16 protein-coding genes are annotated in these 16768 nt (G+C 43.1%); 8 read left to right on the top strand and 8 right to left on the bottom strand.

Going from position 1 to position 16768, the window contains the following annotated elements:
• Window positions 1-161 precede the first annotated feature (161 nt).
• From tatC to hisIE, 4 genes are all read right to left on the bottom strand, one after another.
• On the bottom strand, window positions 162-1106 hold the full coding sequence (gene tatC, locus JMX50_RS09275; protein WP_201629329.1) for a twin-arginine translocase subunit TatC: 945 nt from the start codon (window positions 1104-1106) through the stop codon (window positions 162-164).
• The gene (gene tatB, locus JMX50_RS09270) at window positions 1106-1813 is read right to left on the bottom strand and encodes a Sec-independent protein translocase protein TatB (protein ID WP_201629328.1); all 708 of its coding nucleotides are present in this window, start codon (window positions 1811-1813) and stop codon (window positions 1106-1108) included. The genes tatC and tatB overlap by 1 nt, the downstream gene beginning before the upstream one ends.
• Window positions 1814-1839: 26 nt before the next feature.
• Window positions 1840-2082: a Sec-independent protein translocase subunit TatA gene (gene tatA / locus JMX50_RS09265; protein WP_201563635.1), complete on the bottom strand. Its 243-nt coding sequence runs from the start codon at window positions 2080-2082 to the stop codon at window positions 1840-1842.
• A gap of 189 nt (window positions 2083-2271) precedes the next feature.
• Window positions 2272-3120, bottom strand: coding sequence for a bifunctional phosphoribosyl-AMP cyclohydrolase/phosphoribosyl-ATP diphosphatase HisIE (hisIE, locus tag JMX50_RS09260; protein ID WP_201629327.1), 849 nt, complete (start codon window positions 3118-3120; stop codon window positions 2272-2274).
• 558 nt (window positions 3121-3678) lie between these two features.
• Between hisIE and rpmI the strand changes: the two genes are divergently transcribed.
• The 5 genes from rpmI to JMX50_RS09235 all read left to right on the top strand — a co-directional run bounded on the left by rpmI (window position 3679) and on the right by JMX50_RS09235 (window position 8828).
• Complete coding sequence (gene rpmI, locus JMX50_RS09255) at window positions 3679-3876, top strand: 50S ribosomal protein L35 (protein ID WP_011281253.1); 198 nt, start codon at window positions 3679-3681, stop codon at window positions 3874-3876.
• A gap of 155 nt (window positions 3877-4031) precedes the next feature.
• Window positions 4032-4388: a 50S ribosomal protein L20 gene (rplT, locus tag JMX50_RS09250; RefSeq protein ID WP_201629326.1), complete on the top strand. Its 357-nt coding sequence runs from the start codon at window positions 4032-4034 to the stop codon at window positions 4386-4388.
• 325 nt (window positions 4389-4713) lie between these two features.
• Entirely contained in the window at window positions 4714-5769 is a 1056-nt protein-coding gene (gene pheS, locus JMX50_RS09245; RefSeq protein WP_201629325.1) for a phenylalanine--tRNA ligase subunit alpha, read from the top strand.
• 104 nt (window positions 5770-5873) lie between these two features.
• A complete protein-coding gene (gene pheT / locus JMX50_RS09240) occupies window positions 5874-8279 on the top strand; it encodes a phenylalanine--tRNA ligase subunit beta (RefSeq protein WP_201629324.1) in 2406 nt (801 codons plus the stop codon).
• Window positions 8280-8528: 249 nt separating this feature from the next.
• The gene (locus JMX50_RS09235) at window positions 8529-8828 is read left to right on the top strand and encodes an integration host factor subunit alpha (protein ID WP_079692789.1); all 300 of its coding nucleotides are present in this window, start codon (window positions 8529-8531) and stop codon (window positions 8826-8828) included.
• Window positions 8829-9070: 242 nt separating this feature from the next.
• On the opposite strand, the gene JMX50_RS09230 is transcribed toward JMX50_RS09235, so the two are convergent.
• Window positions 9071-9427, bottom strand: a complete 357-nt coding sequence (locus JMX50_RS09230; RefSeq protein WP_201629323.1) for a hypothetical protein — start codon at window positions 9425-9427, stop codon at window positions 9071-9073.
• 650 nt (window positions 9428-10077) lie between these two features.
• Between JMX50_RS09230 and JMX50_RS09225 the strand changes: the two genes are divergently transcribed.
• The gene (locus JMX50_RS09225; protein ID WP_201629322.1) at window positions 10078-10965 is read left to right on the top strand and encodes a neutral zinc metallopeptidase; all 888 of its coding nucleotides are present in this window, start codon (window positions 10078-10080) and stop codon (window positions 10963-10965) included.
• A 135-nt stretch (window positions 10966-11100) separates the two neighbouring features.
• On the opposite strand, the gene JMX50_RS09220 is transcribed toward JMX50_RS09225, so the two are convergent.
• From JMX50_RS09220 to trxA, 3 genes are all read right to left on the bottom strand, one after another.
• Complete coding sequence (locus tag JMX50_RS09220; RefSeq protein ID WP_201563623.1) at window positions 11101-11337, bottom strand: hypothetical protein; 237 nt, start codon at window positions 11335-11337, stop codon at window positions 11101-11103.
• A gap of 392 nt (window positions 11338-11729) precedes the next feature.
• On the bottom strand, window positions 11730-12998 hold the full coding sequence (gene rho, locus JMX50_RS09215) for a transcription termination factor Rho (RefSeq protein ID WP_149490840.1): 1269 nt from the start codon (window positions 12996-12998) through the stop codon (window positions 11730-11732).
• 527 nt (window positions 12999-13525) lie between these two features.
• On the bottom strand, window positions 13526-13852 hold the full coding sequence (trxA, locus tag JMX50_RS09210) for a thioredoxin (protein ID WP_149490841.1): 327 nt from the start codon (window positions 13850-13852) through the stop codon (window positions 13526-13528).
• A 466-nt stretch (window positions 13853-14318) separates the two neighbouring features.
• Between trxA and JMX50_RS09205 the strand changes: the two genes are divergently transcribed.
• On the top strand, window positions 14319-15032 hold the full coding sequence (locus tag JMX50_RS09205; protein ID WP_201629321.1) for an RluA family pseudouridine synthase: 714 nt from the start codon (window positions 14319-14321) through the stop codon (window positions 15030-15032).
• A gap of 93 nt (window positions 15033-15125) precedes the next feature.
• Complete coding sequence (locus JMX50_RS09200; protein ID WP_201629320.1) at window positions 15126-16757, top strand: flavin-containing monooxygenase; 1632 nt, start codon at window positions 15126-15128, stop codon at window positions 16755-16757.
• Window positions 16758-16768 lie beyond the last annotated feature (11 nt).

Below are 16768 nucleotides of genomic sequence, written 5' to 3'. Positions count from 1 at the left end.
GACAATGGCCGACTGGTCATGATGAGGATATTGATTGCAAAATATTTGCAAGCGCACAGGACAAAATAAAAAAGTTAATAGAAAATAAAGGTGGAAATAAGCAGGTTATATTAACAGATTAGCGCGTTGGCTGTTTTGCAATAAGTGTCTGATAAGTAGAGCTATTCTTTCTTCAATTCTATATCGTCTGCTGCATCAAGGCTGCGCTCTTCTTTGATTAAAATTTTTGCTAAAAATAATCCCAGCTCAAACAATAACCACATCGGAATCGCGAGCATCAACATTGACACGCCATCAGGCGGTGTAACGACCGCTGCAACGGCAAAACAGCCGACGATAATATAACGGCGTTTATCTTCTAAGCTCTGAATGGAGACGACACCCGCCAATATCAATAGTAAGGTGACCACCGGAATCTCAAACGTCAGCCCAAATACCATGAATAATTTGAGCGCAAAACTTAAATAACTGTCGATATCTGTCATCGGCAAGACGTTCTGCGGCGCAAACATGATAAAAAACTTAAGTACGCCTTTGAGTACAATAAAATAAGAGAAAGCCACGCCCGCATAAAATAAAAATATCGAGGACATCAGTACAGGAATGGCGACTTTTTTCTCTTTTTTATATAAACCGGGTGCGACAAACGACCAGATTTGATACAAAATATACGGCATGGCAAAAAAGGCCGCGACAAATATGGTCAAGCGTATCGGTGCCATAAAGTTAGAGGTGATATCGGTCGCAATCATCGTCGAGTTGGCGGGCAACTGAGCAACCAATGGGTCAGATAAAAAATCATACAGCTCGCGTGAAAATCCGACCAAGGCTAAAAATATCACCAATACCGCGACGCATATCTTAATCAGATGCCGACGTAGCTCAATCAAATGCTCGGTAATCGGCATATCGCCCAGTGAGCTTAAGATATCGCCAGAGTCCTCATTATTACTATCGACATTAATGTTATCGACAGTACTACTATCGACCTTACTGTTATCGACGTTCTCACTATCGGTATTACTATCAAGGGTTTCTGTTGCAGCCTTAATATCTGCATCCATTATTTTTTCTTGGCGGCTTTTTTTACGTTTAAATAAGCCCACTAATCATTCTCCTGCTTATTAACAGAAGCCTGTTTGGGTAAAGGACTGTTCAAATGGTTGACAGGGCTGTTTAATAAAATGTCGGCTTTATAATTGGGTAAATAGGGCGCTTGCGGCAGACGCCTTGCTTTATCATAAGCGCCCAGACGGAACCACATATTTTCCCATGGTTTGGTGCTGATATTTTGAATGTTGCTTTGCGTTGTTTGTGTAGTGATGTGTTGAGTGTCGCTATCATCATTACCTTGAGTCTCTGAAAGTTCAGGCTCTTTTGACTTTTTATCTGACCCATCACTGTCATAGGCATAGTCAAACTCTTTTGGCGCCGCGGGCGAATTATCGCCTCTTTCACCATCGTTTTTATTGTTTATGTTATCCACTTTATCGGTTGTAGGCTGATGTGCTGCTTTTAGATGCTGATTCTGCGAGGATTCAAACTCTTGCATACTGCCGCGCATCTCTGCCATTTCACGGCGCATTTCTGCTTCCGTTTGGCGAATTTTGGCCAGCTCTTTTTGCATTTGCTGGCGCGTCTCAGCTAAGTCAAGTTCCGCTTCGATTTCAGACTGCAAGGTAGAAACCGTGCGGCGAATTTTGGCATACCATTGTCCAGCGGTACGAGCCGCTTGGGGCAGTTTTTCTGGCCCCAAAACGATTAAGGCAATGACGCCAAAAAGCAATAATTCAGAAAACCCGATATCAAACATAATGTTCCGATGTCACTGTCTAGATGCTATACATTATGCTTGTCATCAACCTTAGTGGTTGTTGGGCGCTCTTCAGGGTGTGCTTTGCCATCATGGTCGAGCACCACTTGTTTTTTGGCATGTTCAGTATTTTCGTCTTTGACGGCTTCTTTAAAACCTTTGACCGCGCCGCCCAAATCTTTACCGGCATTTCTTAGTTTGGAGGTGCCAAATACGACAACCACCACCACCAATAAAATCAGCCAATGCGTAATGGAAAAACTGCCCATAATGCTATCCTTATGTCTTGGTTTTCAGTCTTTATAGGAATACGTTGAGTGTATAGAATATTGCTGTCGTACACAAAATCTATCGACAGCTTATGCGAAGTAACACGTCACACTATTATAACCTGCCGTTATGACAAAAAGGTGAAAGCAACAATAATCAAACAGGGTAATGGCTAAGCTTAAAAAACGCTAGCGCGCCGCTTTTTCATCAATACCTGAGAGACCAAAGCGTCGACCTAATTCATTTAATACCGCCTCTGACTCGATATCGAACCAAGCCAAACCTACTAAAGTATGGAACCAGACATCAGCGACTTCATAGATAAGCTCATGACGCGCTTCGTCATATTGGGTTTTATCAGTGCTTTCATCGCAATTGGCAAAGTCTTTAGCAGCGATGATGCTCTCTGTACTTTCTTCACCGACTTTTTCTAATATTTTATTTAAACCCTTGGCGTATAAGCTTGCTACATATGAGCTATCAGCATCCGCTTGTTTGCGCTCGGCCAATACTTTATCAAGCTGCTGCAAAATAGAATGAGTGGTAGCAAGGCTGTTATTTTGATGGGTGTCTGAATGCATTACATCTTGAGACGGCGCTTCATTAATTTCAGGCGTGGCTTTTGCTGCGGCGTTTGTCTGATAAATCTCTGCAGGATCTTTCAATACTTTATCGACTGTTTGCCATTCAGGTGTTTGCCCTGACAAATCCAAACGCTGATAAAAACAAGACTCGCGGCCGGTATGGCAAGCGATACCACCGGCTTGAGTGACGCTAAGGACAATCACATCGGCGTCGCAATCTAGACGAATATCATGCACGCGCTGGGTATGCCCAGAAGATTCGCCCTTATGCCATAACTTGCCACGCGAACGCGAAAAGTACACCGCCGTCTGCGTTTGCGCGGTTAATTGTAGGGATTCGGCGTTCATCCACGCCATCATCAAAATACGCCCTGACACATAATCTTGTGCAATTGCAGGAATCAAACCATCAGCATTAAAATTTACGGCAGCAAGCCAAGCAGGTAAAGTCATCGTCTATCGTCTTATAAGTAGAAAGTAATTAGTCATACAAACTAATTAATAATAAAAAATAGGTTTTAATAAAAAGCACTCATCAATAAAAAGAAGCTTATGAAGTCATTTAGCCTATCTATCGTTTATGAGAGCGCTTTATCAGTGTTCACTCTCTACTTAAACACAGCTTAGGCTGACATTCAATATGTTAAAGCAGTAAATAAAGCACAATTATACCTGAGCGGGATTTTGATAAAATAATAATTGTAAATTAGACTCAGCTAACCTTAGTTTTATTAAGTTTGTATAGCTTAGTTTCTATTTCGAAGCTTGTGTTTTAAGTGGCTAAAGACCAAGGTTTAACTACTTAAAATAAGCGCCATGGTATTTGTGATTAGAAAGAACAACATACGATAAACCGAGCTGAAACTTTCCTTGGCAAAACTGCGCATGATCTGTTAAAATGACGCCTCCCACCTCGAGGCAAATAGAGGTTTAGTGCCTGTTTTTACAGCCACTATTCGTTATTGACTATTTGACGACCAGGTTCTATCAAAGACAAAGAGGCAAATCATCATGAAAGTTAAGATGAAAACCAGAAGCGGTGCAGCTAAACGCTTCAAAAAAACAGCGAACGGCTTTAAGCGTAAGCAAGCATTCAAAAGCCATATCTTGACCAAGAAATCAGCTAAGCGTATTCGCCAGTTGCGCGGTCTTAAGATGGTGGACAAGTCTGACGAAGCAGCAGTTCGTCGTATGTGCCCATACATCTAATAAGGCTATCGTCATTTATCTTTAATTAAGCGCTGTTTAATTAATAAATAGCGACTGAGTTAAAAATATCTGACTTTGCAATCTGATAACGGTGTCTATTAATTAATGACATCGTGATTCGTTTAATAATGATTAAAAATATCTTGGAGTAATTTATGGCCCGTGTAAAACGTGGTGTACAGGCAAATCGCCGTCACAAAAAAATCTTAAAGCGCGCAAAAGGCTACTACGGTGCCCGTTCACGTGTTTACCGCGTAGCGGTACAGGCAGTGACCAAAGCTGGTCAATATGCTTATCGTGACCGTCGCAACAAAAAACGTACTTTCCGTCGTCTTTGGATTGCACGTATCAATGCTGGTGCACGCTTAAACGGCTTAAGCTATAGCCGCTTTATCAATGGCATGAAAAAAGCTAACATTGCAATCGATCGTCGCGTACTTGCTGACATCGCTATGCATGATGCAGCGACTTTCACCACCTTGGTTGAAAAAGCAAAAGCGGAATTGGCCTAAATATTAACCGTCCTTTAGGTATTCAGCTTTTTTGATTACTTGAATGGATAGGACTAATATTGATTAATAGTACGATATTAATAAAAGCTACCGCTGGTCGGTGGCTTTTTTTATATTAAATTATTTTATGGTCAGTTTATCACCGCTAAGCGGTAACCTGCTTTATCTGAACTTGCACTTCTTATTGTCTAAATATTCAAGCCATTCATATCACACGCCCTTATATTAAAATGAATGGGTAAATGGTTTGCAATATTTGGTCAAATCCCTACAATTACCTATCACTATAATTAATAGTCCGTTTAAATCAGGAAGAATGCGTCTTATGACTACCCCTGCTGCTACCACCGATTTGTCGGCGCTACCGACCTTATCCTCAGAACTGAGCGAGCTAACTGAAGCCCAGCTGATTGAGTTTGCCAGTGCCGCTGAAGCCTTAATCCTACAAGTCAATGATGTCCGCTTATTACAAGATTTGCGGGTGCAATTGACGGGTAAAAAGAGCCCCTTAACTGGCTGGTCAAAGCAGATGGGCAAACTTAGCAGCGATGATAAAAAAACTTACGGTGGCTGGTTACATCAAGTCCGTAGCCGTATTCAAGATGCATTGACGGCGCAGCAGCAGCAGCTAGAAGTGGCGGCATTAAATGCTAAGCTTGCAAGCGAAAGCATTGATATCACCTTGCCTGCTCGCGGTGGTCAAAAAGGTCATTTGCATCCAGTGACGATGATTACCCAGCGTATGCAGCAGTATTTCATTCAAGCGGGTTTTAATGTCGCTACCGGCCCTGAAGTTGAGAGTGATTACTATAACTTTGAAGCACTTAATATTCCCTCGCATCATCCAGCACGTGCGATGCACGATACCTTCTATTTTGATGCGCATTATTTACTGCGTACGCATACCAGTCCGGTGCAAATTCGCACGATGGAAAAAAACGAGCCGCCGATTCGTATTATTTGCCCAGGTCGCGTCTATCGTAATGACTCGGACCAAACCCATTCGCCGATGTTCCATCAGCTAGAAGGCTTAATGGTTACTGAGTCAAGTACCTTTGCTGAGCTAAAAGGCTTGATTAGTGAGTTTTTAGAAGCGTTTTTTGCCAAAGAATTGACCGTGCGTTTCCGTCCGTCATTTTTCCCGTTTACTGAGCCTTCTGCTGAAGTCGATATCCTCGATGATAATGGTAAATGGCTTGAGGTCATGGGCTGCGGTATGGTGCATCCACAGGTGCTGACTAACTGCGGTATTGATAGCGATAAATACACCGGCTTTGCTTTTGGCATGGGTATTGAGCGCTTTGCGATGTTATATTACGGTATCGACGATTTGCGCTTGTTTTTCCAAAACGACGTACGCTTCTTAAAACAGTTTGGCTAGAGTGCTCTTTGTTTATATAAAAAGTGCTCCTTGTTAATATGACAGGTTAATAGTCCAACCTTTAATTCAAAATCTTTATTATAAAATTCTGATCCGAGATATTTATGAAAATTAGCGAACAGTGGCTACGTCAATGGGTAAATCCCAACAATAGCAGTGAGCAATTGGCCGAACAACTCACCATGGCAGGGCTAGAGATTGATGATCGCTTTGCGGTTGCCCGTGCCTTTAGTGGTGTGGTTGTTGGTGAAGTCATCAGCGTTGAACAGCATCCAGATGCTGATAAACTGCGCGTTACGCAGGTGAATATTGGTGCATCTGAACCGTTACAAATCGTTTGCGGTGCGCCCAATGTAACGGTCGGTATGAAAGCGCCTGTTGCGACCGTTGGTGCCATTTTGCCCTCTGATAATGGTGCAGGTTTTGAAATTAAAAACGGTAACCTACGCGGTGTCGACTCTAACGGTATGCTTTGCGGTGCGTCTGAAATTGATTTAACCGATAGCATCGATGGTTTGCTTGAATTGCCAGCTGATGCACCGATTGGTATGGATATCCGTGAGTATTTAGGTTTAGACAATCAGATACTAGATATCTCTATCACCCCAAACCGTGGTGATTGCTTTAGCGTACGTGGTATTGCGCGCGAGATATCAGTGATTAACGATTTGCCGATGCAGCAGCCTGAAATTCCTGCCAATGTAGCAGCTACTGATAACAGCGCAACGCCAGCGGTGACAGTCAGTACGGTTGAGGCGTGCCCACGCTATCTTTTACAATCAATCAGTAATATTGATCGTAGCATCGACACCCCAAAGTGGATGCAAGATGCACTAGTCCAATCGGGATTACGCTCGCATAACTTTTTGGTCGATGTGACAAACTATGTGTTGATGGAATTGGGTCAGCCGCTACATGCGTTTGATGCCGATACCATTGTTGGTGATATCGTTGTACGTTTGGCAGAGCCTAGCGAGACCATTACCTTATTAAATGAGCAAACCATTACTCTAACGGGTGATGAATTGGTCATTGCTGATGATAAAGGCGCACTTGCGCTCGCGGGTATCATGGGCGGTCAACGCAGTAGCGTTACTGATAGCACCACCAATATCGTCTTAGAAAGCGCCTTCTTTAACCAGCTTGCTATTGCTGCACGTGCACGCCGTTTTGGTCTGCATACTGATGCCTCACAACGCTTTGAGCGTGGTGTCGATTTTGAATTGCCAGAGCTAGCACTGGCACGCGCTTGTGATTTGATTACTAGCGTTACTGGCGGTCAAGCAGGGCAAATAGTAAGAGCAGAAAGTACTGAAAACCTGCCAGCACGCGCGCCCATTACCTTGCCACTCACTAAAGTACGTGATGTCATTGGTATTGAGATTGAACCAGCAGTGATGGTACGTATATTGAATCAATTAGGCTTTGAGGTAGAGCAGCAAGCAGATAGCCTGATTTGCACGCCGCCATCGTATCGCTTTGATATGAGTATCCGCGAGGATTTAATCGAAGAGATTGCGCGTATCTATGGCTATGATAATATTCCAAGCGTCTTGCCGCATTTGCAAGTCAGCATGGATTATGACGATACCGCAGACTTAACGCATCAAATGAAGCTGGCACTGGTCGATAATGGCTATATGGAAGCGATTAGCTTTAGCTTTAGTGATGCAAAAATAGAAGCCTTGCTTGATGATAAAGCGTTAGGAGAAGTGTTGGCACTGGCCAATCCTATCTCTAGCGACTTAGCGGTAATGCGCCGTACTTTGCTGTCAAGCTTGTTGCCTTGTGTGCAATATAACCTCAATCGTCAGCAGCCGCGCGTGCGCTTCTTTGAAACCGGTCTCAGTTTTGTCGGTCAAAGCATTAGCGAATTGGTACAAACGCCAAGTATTGCGTTAGTAGCAGTCGGCGATGTTTGGGACGAGCAAGCGTATCAAAACCGGGCATTAGACTTTTATGATTTGAAGCATGATATTGAGCAGTTATTACCTGCGCAAGTAGATAGTGCGCGTATCCGCTATGAGCGTAGTGAGCTAGCTTTCTTACATCCGGGTCAAAGTGCCAAGCTCTATATCGATGATCAGTATGTCGGTTGGTTGGGTCAATTGCATCCTAATACCGCTAAACAATTGGATTTGCCAGCTACATGGGTGGCTCAATTATCACTTGCGCCATTATTAACCCTTGTACGTGAACAGCATACCATCACCACGCCAAGCAAATTCCCGCAAGTACGCCGTGATATTGCCATCTTAGTCGATAGCGATATTAGCTTACAGACGTTAGACGCGACGATACGCGCGGCAGCTGGTGAGTTATTGACAGATATGTGGCTATTTGATGTGTATCAAGGTGATAAAGTGCCAGCGGGTCAACGTTCATTAGCTTTTGCGCTGATATGGCAAGACAGAACACAGACACTCTCTGATGAAGCGGTAAAGACAGCGACCGATAAGGTAGTGCAAGCCCTAACCGAACAGCACGCTGCGCAGTTGCGTGACAGCTAATATCTAATCCTAAAAATATAAAATCCTCCATAGCCTCCTCATAAGCGAGGCTATGGCGCTTTGCTATTGATGAAAAAGATTACCTGATAGAAAGTTTTAGGCATAAAGTAAGTTAAGTGGTTATTAATAAAGGATTTTATTGCAGACTTTATTAAAATGACGGCAAAAAACCTTTATAATAGCTAACATTAATCCTCATACCGCTAAACCATGATATTCGACATCACGACATAGCATAGGAGTCGTACTGTGAGCACCTTAACCAAATCTGACATGATTGAGCATTTGATGAGTCATCTTAACCTGACACGCCAAGAAGGCCGCTGTTTGGTGGAGAACTTTTTCGATGAATTGTCAGAGAGTTTGATTGATGGCAAAGAGGTCAAGCTTTCAGGCTTTGGCAACTTCGAGCTGAAAGATAAAAACAGCCGTCCCGGTCGTAACCCAAAGACAGGTGAGCCTGTTGCGGTGTCTGCGCGCCGTGTGGTTACCTTTAAAACCGGTCAAAAATTTCGTCAGCAGGTCGATGAACGTTTATTTGATGAGTAAACTTTGTTAATAAGTTACTCTGTTGAGCCAATAGCGATGATGAAAGTCATTCTATTGGCTTTTTAGATTTATAAAGCAAATGATTTACAAGATAGGGTAGTCAATGTTATTTAGCACCATAGCCTAACGCATTTTTTACCTAACCTTTGAAGCGCTGATAAAATCCTAAATAACAGACATAAAAAAAGAGAGCGTAAGCTCTCTTTTTTTTACTACAGTATTTTTATTATGAAAAATAAAAATTACTGAGCTGGTTCTTCAACTACAACTTCGTCAGCTGCGTCTACTGCAGGAGTTTCGCTAGCTACGTCAACGCTAGTAGTAGTACCGTCTACAGGTACTTCAGCATCGATTTCGTCAGTAGCAGTAGCAGCTTGTGCATCAGCGATGTCAGCTTCAGCGTCAGCAACAGCAGCTTCTGCATCAGCAGGAACAGCTTCGCCTTCAGCAGCAGCTTCGTCTAACTGTTCAGAAGCATCTTGCACTTCTTCTTGTGCGTCAGATAAATCTTCAGCAGCGTTTTCTTTGTTGCTGTCACAGGCGGTAAGGCCCATAGTTGCAGTCATGATACCAGCTAGAGCAAGTAATTTTAAGTTCATAAGGTTTTCTCCGGGAAAATGAAATGATCAGTAGCAGCAAAAAAGGTTGAATATCCGAGATGTCTCAGAATTCAACTAGTATTAATCGCAGCTACTCAGCTTCCACGCATTCTATATGATTTCTTTCTGCATGGAAAGAGCTTGTACAATTAAGTAACAATAAAATTGTAAATAGGGGTTTACATGGTCTACTTAATATAACTTTTAATACAACAAGCCAAATTAATCGACGTATAATCAATGACATCAGTACGATTTAAGGGTTTTTCTATAAAAGGTTTTCTCTCATGACTAGGGTGCTAGTTTATACCCATTTATGGCCTATTGTCAGTACAATTATCATCAAATATAGCCATTGAATGATGAATATTAGCAGGGTATAAATAGCGGTAGTATTCGTAAAAGCTATCAATAAAAACCGTCTATAAAAGTAGTAAGAAACGAAGTCTTAGCAACAAAACAATAGCGACATCAGAAGCGTTGTTCGACCTCGTTTTTTACGGTTAATGGCTAAATGAAAAATGAAAAATAGCTAATTAAAATAGGCAATCAAGGGACTGAGCTTAAAATTATTAAATATCCATAACTATATAACAGGACTAACGACGATACGCATAGCGATGACTATGGTATTTTTTAGGAGAGATTTTATGAAATGGCAAGGCAGACGCGGCAGTTCTAATGTACGCACAAGCAGTGGTGGCGGCAAGATGATCGGTGGCGGTATCGGCGGGATTATCATCGCTGGCATCTTATGGTTAGTGTTTGGGGTCAACCCAATGACTGCACTACAGACCGGTCAAGTGGTGGCAGGCGGTGGCAGTAGTACCTCTACTGAGCCTGCGACCAGTGACGACCGTGATACACGGTTTGTCAAAGTAGTCTTGGCGGATACGGAAGAAGTTTGGCATCAGATATTCAATGAGGCCGGCAGTACCTATAAAGAGCCGTCCCTGATTTTATTTAATGGGCAAGTCCGCTCCGCTTGTGGCAGCGCCAGTGCAGCAACAGGACCTTTTTATTGCCCGGGTGATCAAACGGTTTATTTGGATACGTCGTTTTTTGTAGAGATGCGCCAAAACTTAGGCATTACAGGCGATGAGCAAGGCTCAGGTGATAGCGAAAACCAAGGGAAGGCCGGAGATTTTGCCCAAGCGTATGTGATATCTCATGAGGTTGGTCATCATGTACAGACCTTGCTCGGTATTACCCAACAAGTAAATGAAGCCGGTCGTCAAGTTACGCGCGCACAGGCCAATAAGCTGTCGGTATTACAAGAACTACAGGCGGATTGTTTTGCGGGCGTTTGGGCACAGCGTAATCAAGAGCGCGTGCAGTTTTTAGAAGCCGGTGATATCGATGAAGCCATCAATGCCGCCAGTCAAATCGGTGATGATCGCTTGGCGCGTGCCAGTGGTGGGGCAGTCGTACCTGATAATTTCACTCATGGTACCAGTCAACAGCGCGTTCAGTGGTTTACCCGTGGTTTAGAGAGTGGCAATATTCAATCTTGCGATACTTTTAGTGGGGCACTATAAGTAGTAGAGCATGATAAATAGTGAGGATTATAAAAGTATTGCTTCATTGCTTAATAAATAAACATAAAAAAGCCTGCAATTTAATTGCAGGCTTTTTATTTTGATAACTGTCTGTTGATAGCTATCTAAAATATATTATTTGGTTTGGTCGTAGATATAACCACCAGCGCCACCAAGAGCAGCACCCGCTAATGCACCACGTGCGATGTCTTTACTATCGCCTTTACTTCTGATTAGAGCACCAGCAGCAGCGCCTGCAGTAGCACCTCTTACGGTGTTGTTTGCGTTGCCGTATGGGCCTGTATTACAACCAGTCATGATTAATGCTGAGCTAGTAATGGCTGTCATTGCAAAAGTTTTAGCAAATTTCATATTATCACCTATTAAGTCGTCAAATTTAAAATACAATATACAGTTTAAAATACAATATGTATCTAGTGATGTTAGTACTACTTTGCATAGTAGCCCGTTTATGTCTATCGCGGCGTAGTAGAAACGCTAAGCTTTGCAAATAACCTGTAAAGTATGTTGCTTCACTGTATCGTTGGTAGGGCTTTTGCTTGGAGTTATTGTATTTATAATGAAAGTCCGCTAACTGTTTCTAAGGATTATCTCCACAGCTCTATATTCTTTTTAAGTGGAATCGACTATATAGCGAGAAAGTTTTTAAACGAGTATTTAAAAAGCAAAAAAAGACCACCCTAAGGCAGTCTTTATGTTTGCATATTCACTATCTAATCAATTTAATAAACAATGACTATCAATTAGTTTTGTGATTTACGTTTCATTTGCTCAAAGAACTCGTCGTTGGTCTTGGCTTCTTTTAGACGGTCTAGCAAGAACTCAGTGGCTTGCACGCCATCCATTGGTTGAAGCAGCTTACGTAAAATCCAAACCTTACGCAATTTATCTTCATCAAGCAGGCGCTCTTCGCGACGTGTGCCTGATTTTTTGATATTAATGGCTGGGAAGACGCGTTTTTCCGCCAAATCACGCTCAAGGGTAATCTCTTGGTTACCGGTTCCTTTGAACTCTTCAAAGATAACGCTGTCCATTTTACTACCCGTATCAATAAGTGCACTGGCAATAATGGTCAAGCTGCCGCCTTCTTCAACGTTACGCGCCGCACCAAAGAAGCGTTTTGGACGCTCAAGGGCATTGGCATCCAAACCACCGGTCAATACTTTACCCGATGATGGAATCACGGTGTTATAGGCGCGGGCAAGACGGGTAATAGAGTCCAGTAAAATGACCACGTCTTGTTTATGCTCAACCAAACGCTTGGCTTTTTCGATAACCATTTCAGCCACTTGGACGTGACGTTGTGGCGGCTCATCAAAGGTAGAAGCAACCACTTCACCGCGTACCGTACGCACCATCTCGGTGACTTCTTCTGGACGCTCATCAATCAAGAGTACGATTAAATAACATTCGGGGTTATTACGGGTAATTGACTGCGCGATGGTCTGTAGCAGCATGGTTTTACCGGCTTTTGGCGGTGCAACGATAATTGAGCGCTGACCTTTACCAATTGGGGCAATCAGGTCAATGATACGACCGGTCAAATCTTCGGTTGTGCCATTACCAAGTTCGAGCTTTAATTGCTCAGTTGGGAATAGTGGCGTTAAGTTCTCAAAAATCAGCTTATGACGCGAGCGATCTGGCGTATCAAAGTTAATCTCACCGACTTTTAATAGCGCAAAATAACGCTCAGAGTCTTTTGGCGGACGAATGGTGCCCGCGATACTGTCGCCTGTTTTGAGGCTAAAGCGACGGATTTGACTGGGGCTGACATAAATATCGTCAGGACCTGCTAAATAAGAGCCTTCAGATGAGCGCAAAAAGCCAAAACCATCAGGAAGAACCTCAAGCACGCCGTCACCATAAATGGCTTCACCGTTACGGGCATGGGTTTTTAAAATCGCAAAGATAATGTCTTGTTTACGGCTACGCGCCATATTATCAAGACCCATTTCTTTGGCGATGGCCAATAGCTCAGCGATTGTTTTTTTCTTTAATTCAGTAAGATTCATAGATAGGTCATTAGCAGTTGATCAGATGAGAGATGCCATTATCAGCACAAATCAAGACATTGATTAAAACAACGGATATAGGGCGATAGCGGGTATATGCACAGCATTGGGGTTTATGTAGGTTGGATTTTACGTGCCAGCTTATGGACGCGTTGCCAGAAAGTCAGGCACGCTCATAAGAGGTAAAGATAAAGAAGTCTACATAAGAGTCTGCGTCAAAAACTCAATATCAGTAATTGTGTTTAGTCATTGCGTTCAGTAGTGGTGTTTTATAATGACGATTGTGTTTTTGTTGATAAACACGAGGAGAATAGCGACAAGACACTTAGGAAAATGGTTAGTTTTCTCTTGTCAGCAGACTATACGGGCTTCAAGCTGGCATTGTCAATAATTTTTGCCAAAAAATTCGTATAATCTCGTTTTTTGCTCAGAAAAGCAGCAAAAAAGCCATTATCTGCTGTAGACAATAGCTTTTTCGGTGTCGATTTTTATATAAAAACCTTTTAGTAAACAATTACTAAAAACGATTATAGATGCTTATCTAGTACGGCTGCTAATGCGGCTTTTGGCTGTAGACCCATCACTGAATCGACTTTTTCGCCGTCTTTAAAGACAAACAGGGTAGGAATGTTACGAATACCAAAACGGCTCGCCGCTTGTGGGTTACTATCGACGTCGACTTTAACGATTTTAACTTTACCTTGGTACTCAGTCGCTAAATCTTCTAAAATAGGCGCAATGGCTTTACAAGGACCACACCAAGTTGCCCAAAAATCTACTAAAACTGGCACGTCTGATTGTAGAACATCTTGGTCAAAGTTTGCATCGGTGGTGTTAACAATAAGGTCTGACATAATTTTTCTCTCTTGTTTTATTATTTCTATTACCAGCCGTCTATATAAATATGAGGGTCATATTAAACAGATGAATGGCTAAAGAATGGTTAAGAAGGGGTGAAATTCTGCCATTATATTAACATGTTTGCTCAAAGTTGACAGATGCAGGCCGGTTAAATTGTTTAACAATTACTATTAGCACAATAAATCGAAACATAACGACACAGGTTATGTTTTATCTGTCACTTGCCATCGCTATCGTCATTTTTAACGCAAATCCAGTCGTCGCTTTGAATACTGGTCGAATACTGATTTATTATTATTTTTAACTGCGCACTTACCACCCATTTTGCTCAAAGTTAACTTTATCCAAAATTAAGGATAGCTTTAAGGATAGCTTTATTAACAATGGCTTTGACATCGAAGCTTATGAATATCGAAACCTTATCAATATAGAACCCATTACTATAAGTAGCTAAATTTTATGCCTTTCACTGATGAAAAGATAGACGCCCTGAATGCTGAAGAAAATGCGTATCCACCGGAGTTTTTTCGAGAATTTGCGCAAGCCGTTACCGTTTATGAAGATGATGATATTTGGGTCGTCGATAAGCCTGCAGGATTGTTAAGCGTAGATGGTAAAACGCTCAAGGTGAGTTTATTAGCACGACTTGAGCGTGCCAATCCAGCGGTTAAGTTGATTCATCGCTTAGATATGGATACCTCAGGGCTGCTGATTTTTGCCAAAAATGCCGCCGCGCAAACCCATATTAGTAAGCAGTTTATTGAGCGGCTGCCACAAAAAAGTTATCAAGCGCGTGTCTTTGGTCAGTGGCAAAGCGTCGGTGCCAAAGGTGAGATATCAGTGCCAGTACGTTATGAGCCTGCAACCAAACCGCGTCATATCGTCGATCCCAATTGGTCTAAGCATGCATTAACGTTGTATGAGGTGCTGGCGCATGAAGAGTGCAACGGTCAAACCGTCACGCGCGTGCTATTAAAGCCCGTTACCGGTCGCAGTCATCAGCTACGTGTGCATATGGTGCACGTCGGGCATGTGATGATTGGCGACCCAATTTATGCAGAAGGTACGGCATTAACGATTGCGCCACGGCTCAATTTACATGCCCAGCAGTTACGCCTAAAACATCCGACACTTGGTGCTTGGATGGATTGGGAAAGCCCAAGCCCTTTTTAAGTCGTTCTCTTTTAAATAGATTGATTTTAAATAGATTTCTTTTAAATACACCATGTAAATTAAAACCCATCATGCAAAAACAAGGATTGTATTATGCTTGATATAACTGCCGCCAAACAGGCACTTAAAAAGCGCTTTAGATCTAAATCATCGCCCGCAGCCTCAAATACGTCCGTCGATTGTGAGGTGCTTATCATCGGCGCTGGGATTGCCGGTATCGGCATGGCCAGTCGATTGCAGCAGCAAAAGCACAAAGGGCTGTTTGGGCATAAAAGCCCAAGTCGCTTAAAACAGCTAACAAAAAGGAAGCCGCAAAAAACTACCCAGCGCTTTGTGGTATTAGAAAAACGCGCAGATTTGGGCGGTACGTGGGATTTGTTTACTTATCCTGGTATTCGTTCAGACTCTGACGCCTTGACTTTTGGTTATAGCTTTCGTCCGTGGTTGGACCATCGAGTATTGGCAAAAGGCGGTGATATTAAAAACTATATTGCTGATACGGCGCGCGAGTTTGGTATCACTGAACATATCCGCTATCAGCATGAGGTGCAGCAGCTGTCTTGGTCAAGCCATAGTCAGCAGTGGACGGCAACGGTAAAAAATCTTGCAAGCGGTGAGGTATTTGCCTTAACGGCAAAGTTTGTCGTCGGTGCTACAGGCTATTATGATTATGAGCAAGGTTACAGGCCTCATTTTGATAAAGAAGAGGACTTTCAGGGTGCTATTGTCCATCCGCAGCATTGGCAAAATGTGAATTATGACGGTAAAAAAGTGGTCATTATTGGCAGCGGTGCTACAGCGATGACGCTACTGCCCGCTATGGTCGATGAAGAAAGCGAGCAGTGCGCGCAGCACGTTACCATGCTACAACGGTCGCCGACCTATGTGGCAAGTGTACCGGGCGATGATTATACGCTTGATTGGCTGGCAGGCAAGTTTTCGCCACTCTCGAAAACGCAAGCTTATAAGCTACTGCGCACGCGCAATGTGTTGATGCAACAAGGGACTTATCGAGCGGCTGTGTTTGCGCCTAAGGTGATGAAAGCATTATTAAAACGTGGCGTTAAAACCGAATTAAAAGGCAGCGGGGTTGATATTGCGCATTTTATGCCCGCTTATAACCCTTGGGATGAGCGGCTTTGTGCGGTGCCAGACAGTGATTTATTTATGGCGTTACATGGCAATAGAGCTGCCGTAGTGACCGATCAAATCAGCCATTTTACCAAGACTGGCATCATGCTTGACTCTGGCAAACACCTTGAGGCTGATATCATCGTTACCGCAACGGGGCTAAAGCTACAAATGCTTGGCGGTGCTAAAGTCTATGTCGATGGGCAAGCAATCGATATCGGCTCGCGCATGACTTATAAGGCGGTCATGATTGAAGGTGTGCCAAATATGGTGGCGCTATTTGGCTATACCAATGCGTCGTGGACGCTAAAAATCGACTTGGCTTGTCAATATGTGCTGCGGCTGCTCAACCATATGCATAAGCACCGTTATCAAGTGGCAGTGCCGCAAGCAAAAACTGCGCATAGCGAGGCACATGCTCAGCCCGATACGGTCATGGGCGCGCTATCGGCAGGCTATGTCCAGCGCGCGCAACACGAGCTACCAAAACAAGGCGATATTTATCCTTGGCGGGTCACTAACAATTATCTTAGTGACCGCGTGATGCTCAAATACCGTAACATAAAAGACGATTGGTTACGCTTTAGCCGTTAAGCTTTATTAGG

This window comes from Psychrobacter maritimus (genome assembly GCF_904846345.1).
Lineage (GTDB): Bacteria > Pseudomonadota > Gammaproteobacteria > Pseudomonadales > Moraxellaceae > Psychrobacter > Psychrobacter maritimus.
This window is presented reverse-complemented; position numbering and strand designations above follow the sequence as displayed.

What these genes read in the sequence shown, in the direction of transcription:
- tatB (WP_201629328.1), bottom strand. Translation starts at nt 1,813, where the DNA reads ATGTTTGATATCGGGTTTTCTGAATTATTGCTTTTTGGCGTCATTGCC.
- tatA (WP_201563635.1), bottom strand. Translation starts at nt 2,082, where the DNA reads ATGGGCAGTTTTTCCATTACGCATTGGCTGATTTTATTGGTGGTGGTG.
- hisIE (WP_201629327.1), bottom strand. Translation starts at nt 3,120, where the DNA reads ATGACTTTACCTGCTTGGCTTGCTGCCGTAAATTTTAATGCTGATGGT.
- rpmI (WP_011281253.1), top strand. Translation starts at nt 3,679, where the DNA reads ATGAAAGTTAAGATGAAAACCAGAAGCGGTGCAGCTAAACGCTTCAAA.
- rplT (WP_201629326.1), top strand. Translation starts at nt 4,032, where the DNA reads ATGGCCCGTGTAAAACGTGGTGTACAGGCAAATCGCCGTCACAAAAAA.
- pheS (WP_201629325.1), top strand. Translation starts at nt 4,714, where the DNA reads ATGACTACCCCTGCTGCTACCACCGATTTGTCGGCGCTACCGACCTTA.
- pheT (WP_201629324.1), top strand. Translation starts at nt 5,874, where the DNA reads ATGAAAATTAGCGAACAGTGGCTACGTCAATGGGTAAATCCCAACAAT.
- JMX50_RS09230 (WP_201629323.1), bottom strand. Translation starts at nt 9,427, where the DNA reads ATGAACTTAAAATTACTTGCTCTAGCTGGTATCATGACTGCAACTATG.
- JMX50_RS09225 (WP_201629322.1), top strand. Translation starts at nt 10,078, where the DNA reads ATGAAATGGCAAGGCAGACGCGGCAGTTCTAATGTACGCACAAGCAGT.
- JMX50_RS09220 (WP_201563623.1), bottom strand. Translation starts at nt 11,337, where the DNA reads ATGAAATTTGCTAAAACTTTTGCAATGACAGCCATTACTAGCTCAGCA.
- rho (WP_149490840.1), bottom strand. Translation starts at nt 12,998, where the DNA reads ATGAATCTTACTGAATTAAAGAAAAAAACAATCGCTGAGCTATTGGCC.
- trxA (WP_149490841.1), bottom strand. Translation starts at nt 13,852, where the DNA reads ATGTCAGACCTTATTGTTAACACCACCGATGCAAACTTTGACCAAGAT.
- JMX50_RS09205 (WP_201629321.1), top strand. Translation starts at nt 14,319, where the DNA reads ATGCCTTTCACTGATGAAAAGATAGACGCCCTGAATGCTGAAGAAAAT.
- JMX50_RS09200 (WP_201629320.1), top strand. Translation starts at nt 15,126, where the DNA reads ATGCTTGATATAACTGCCGCCAAACAGGCACTTAAAAAGCGCTTTAGA.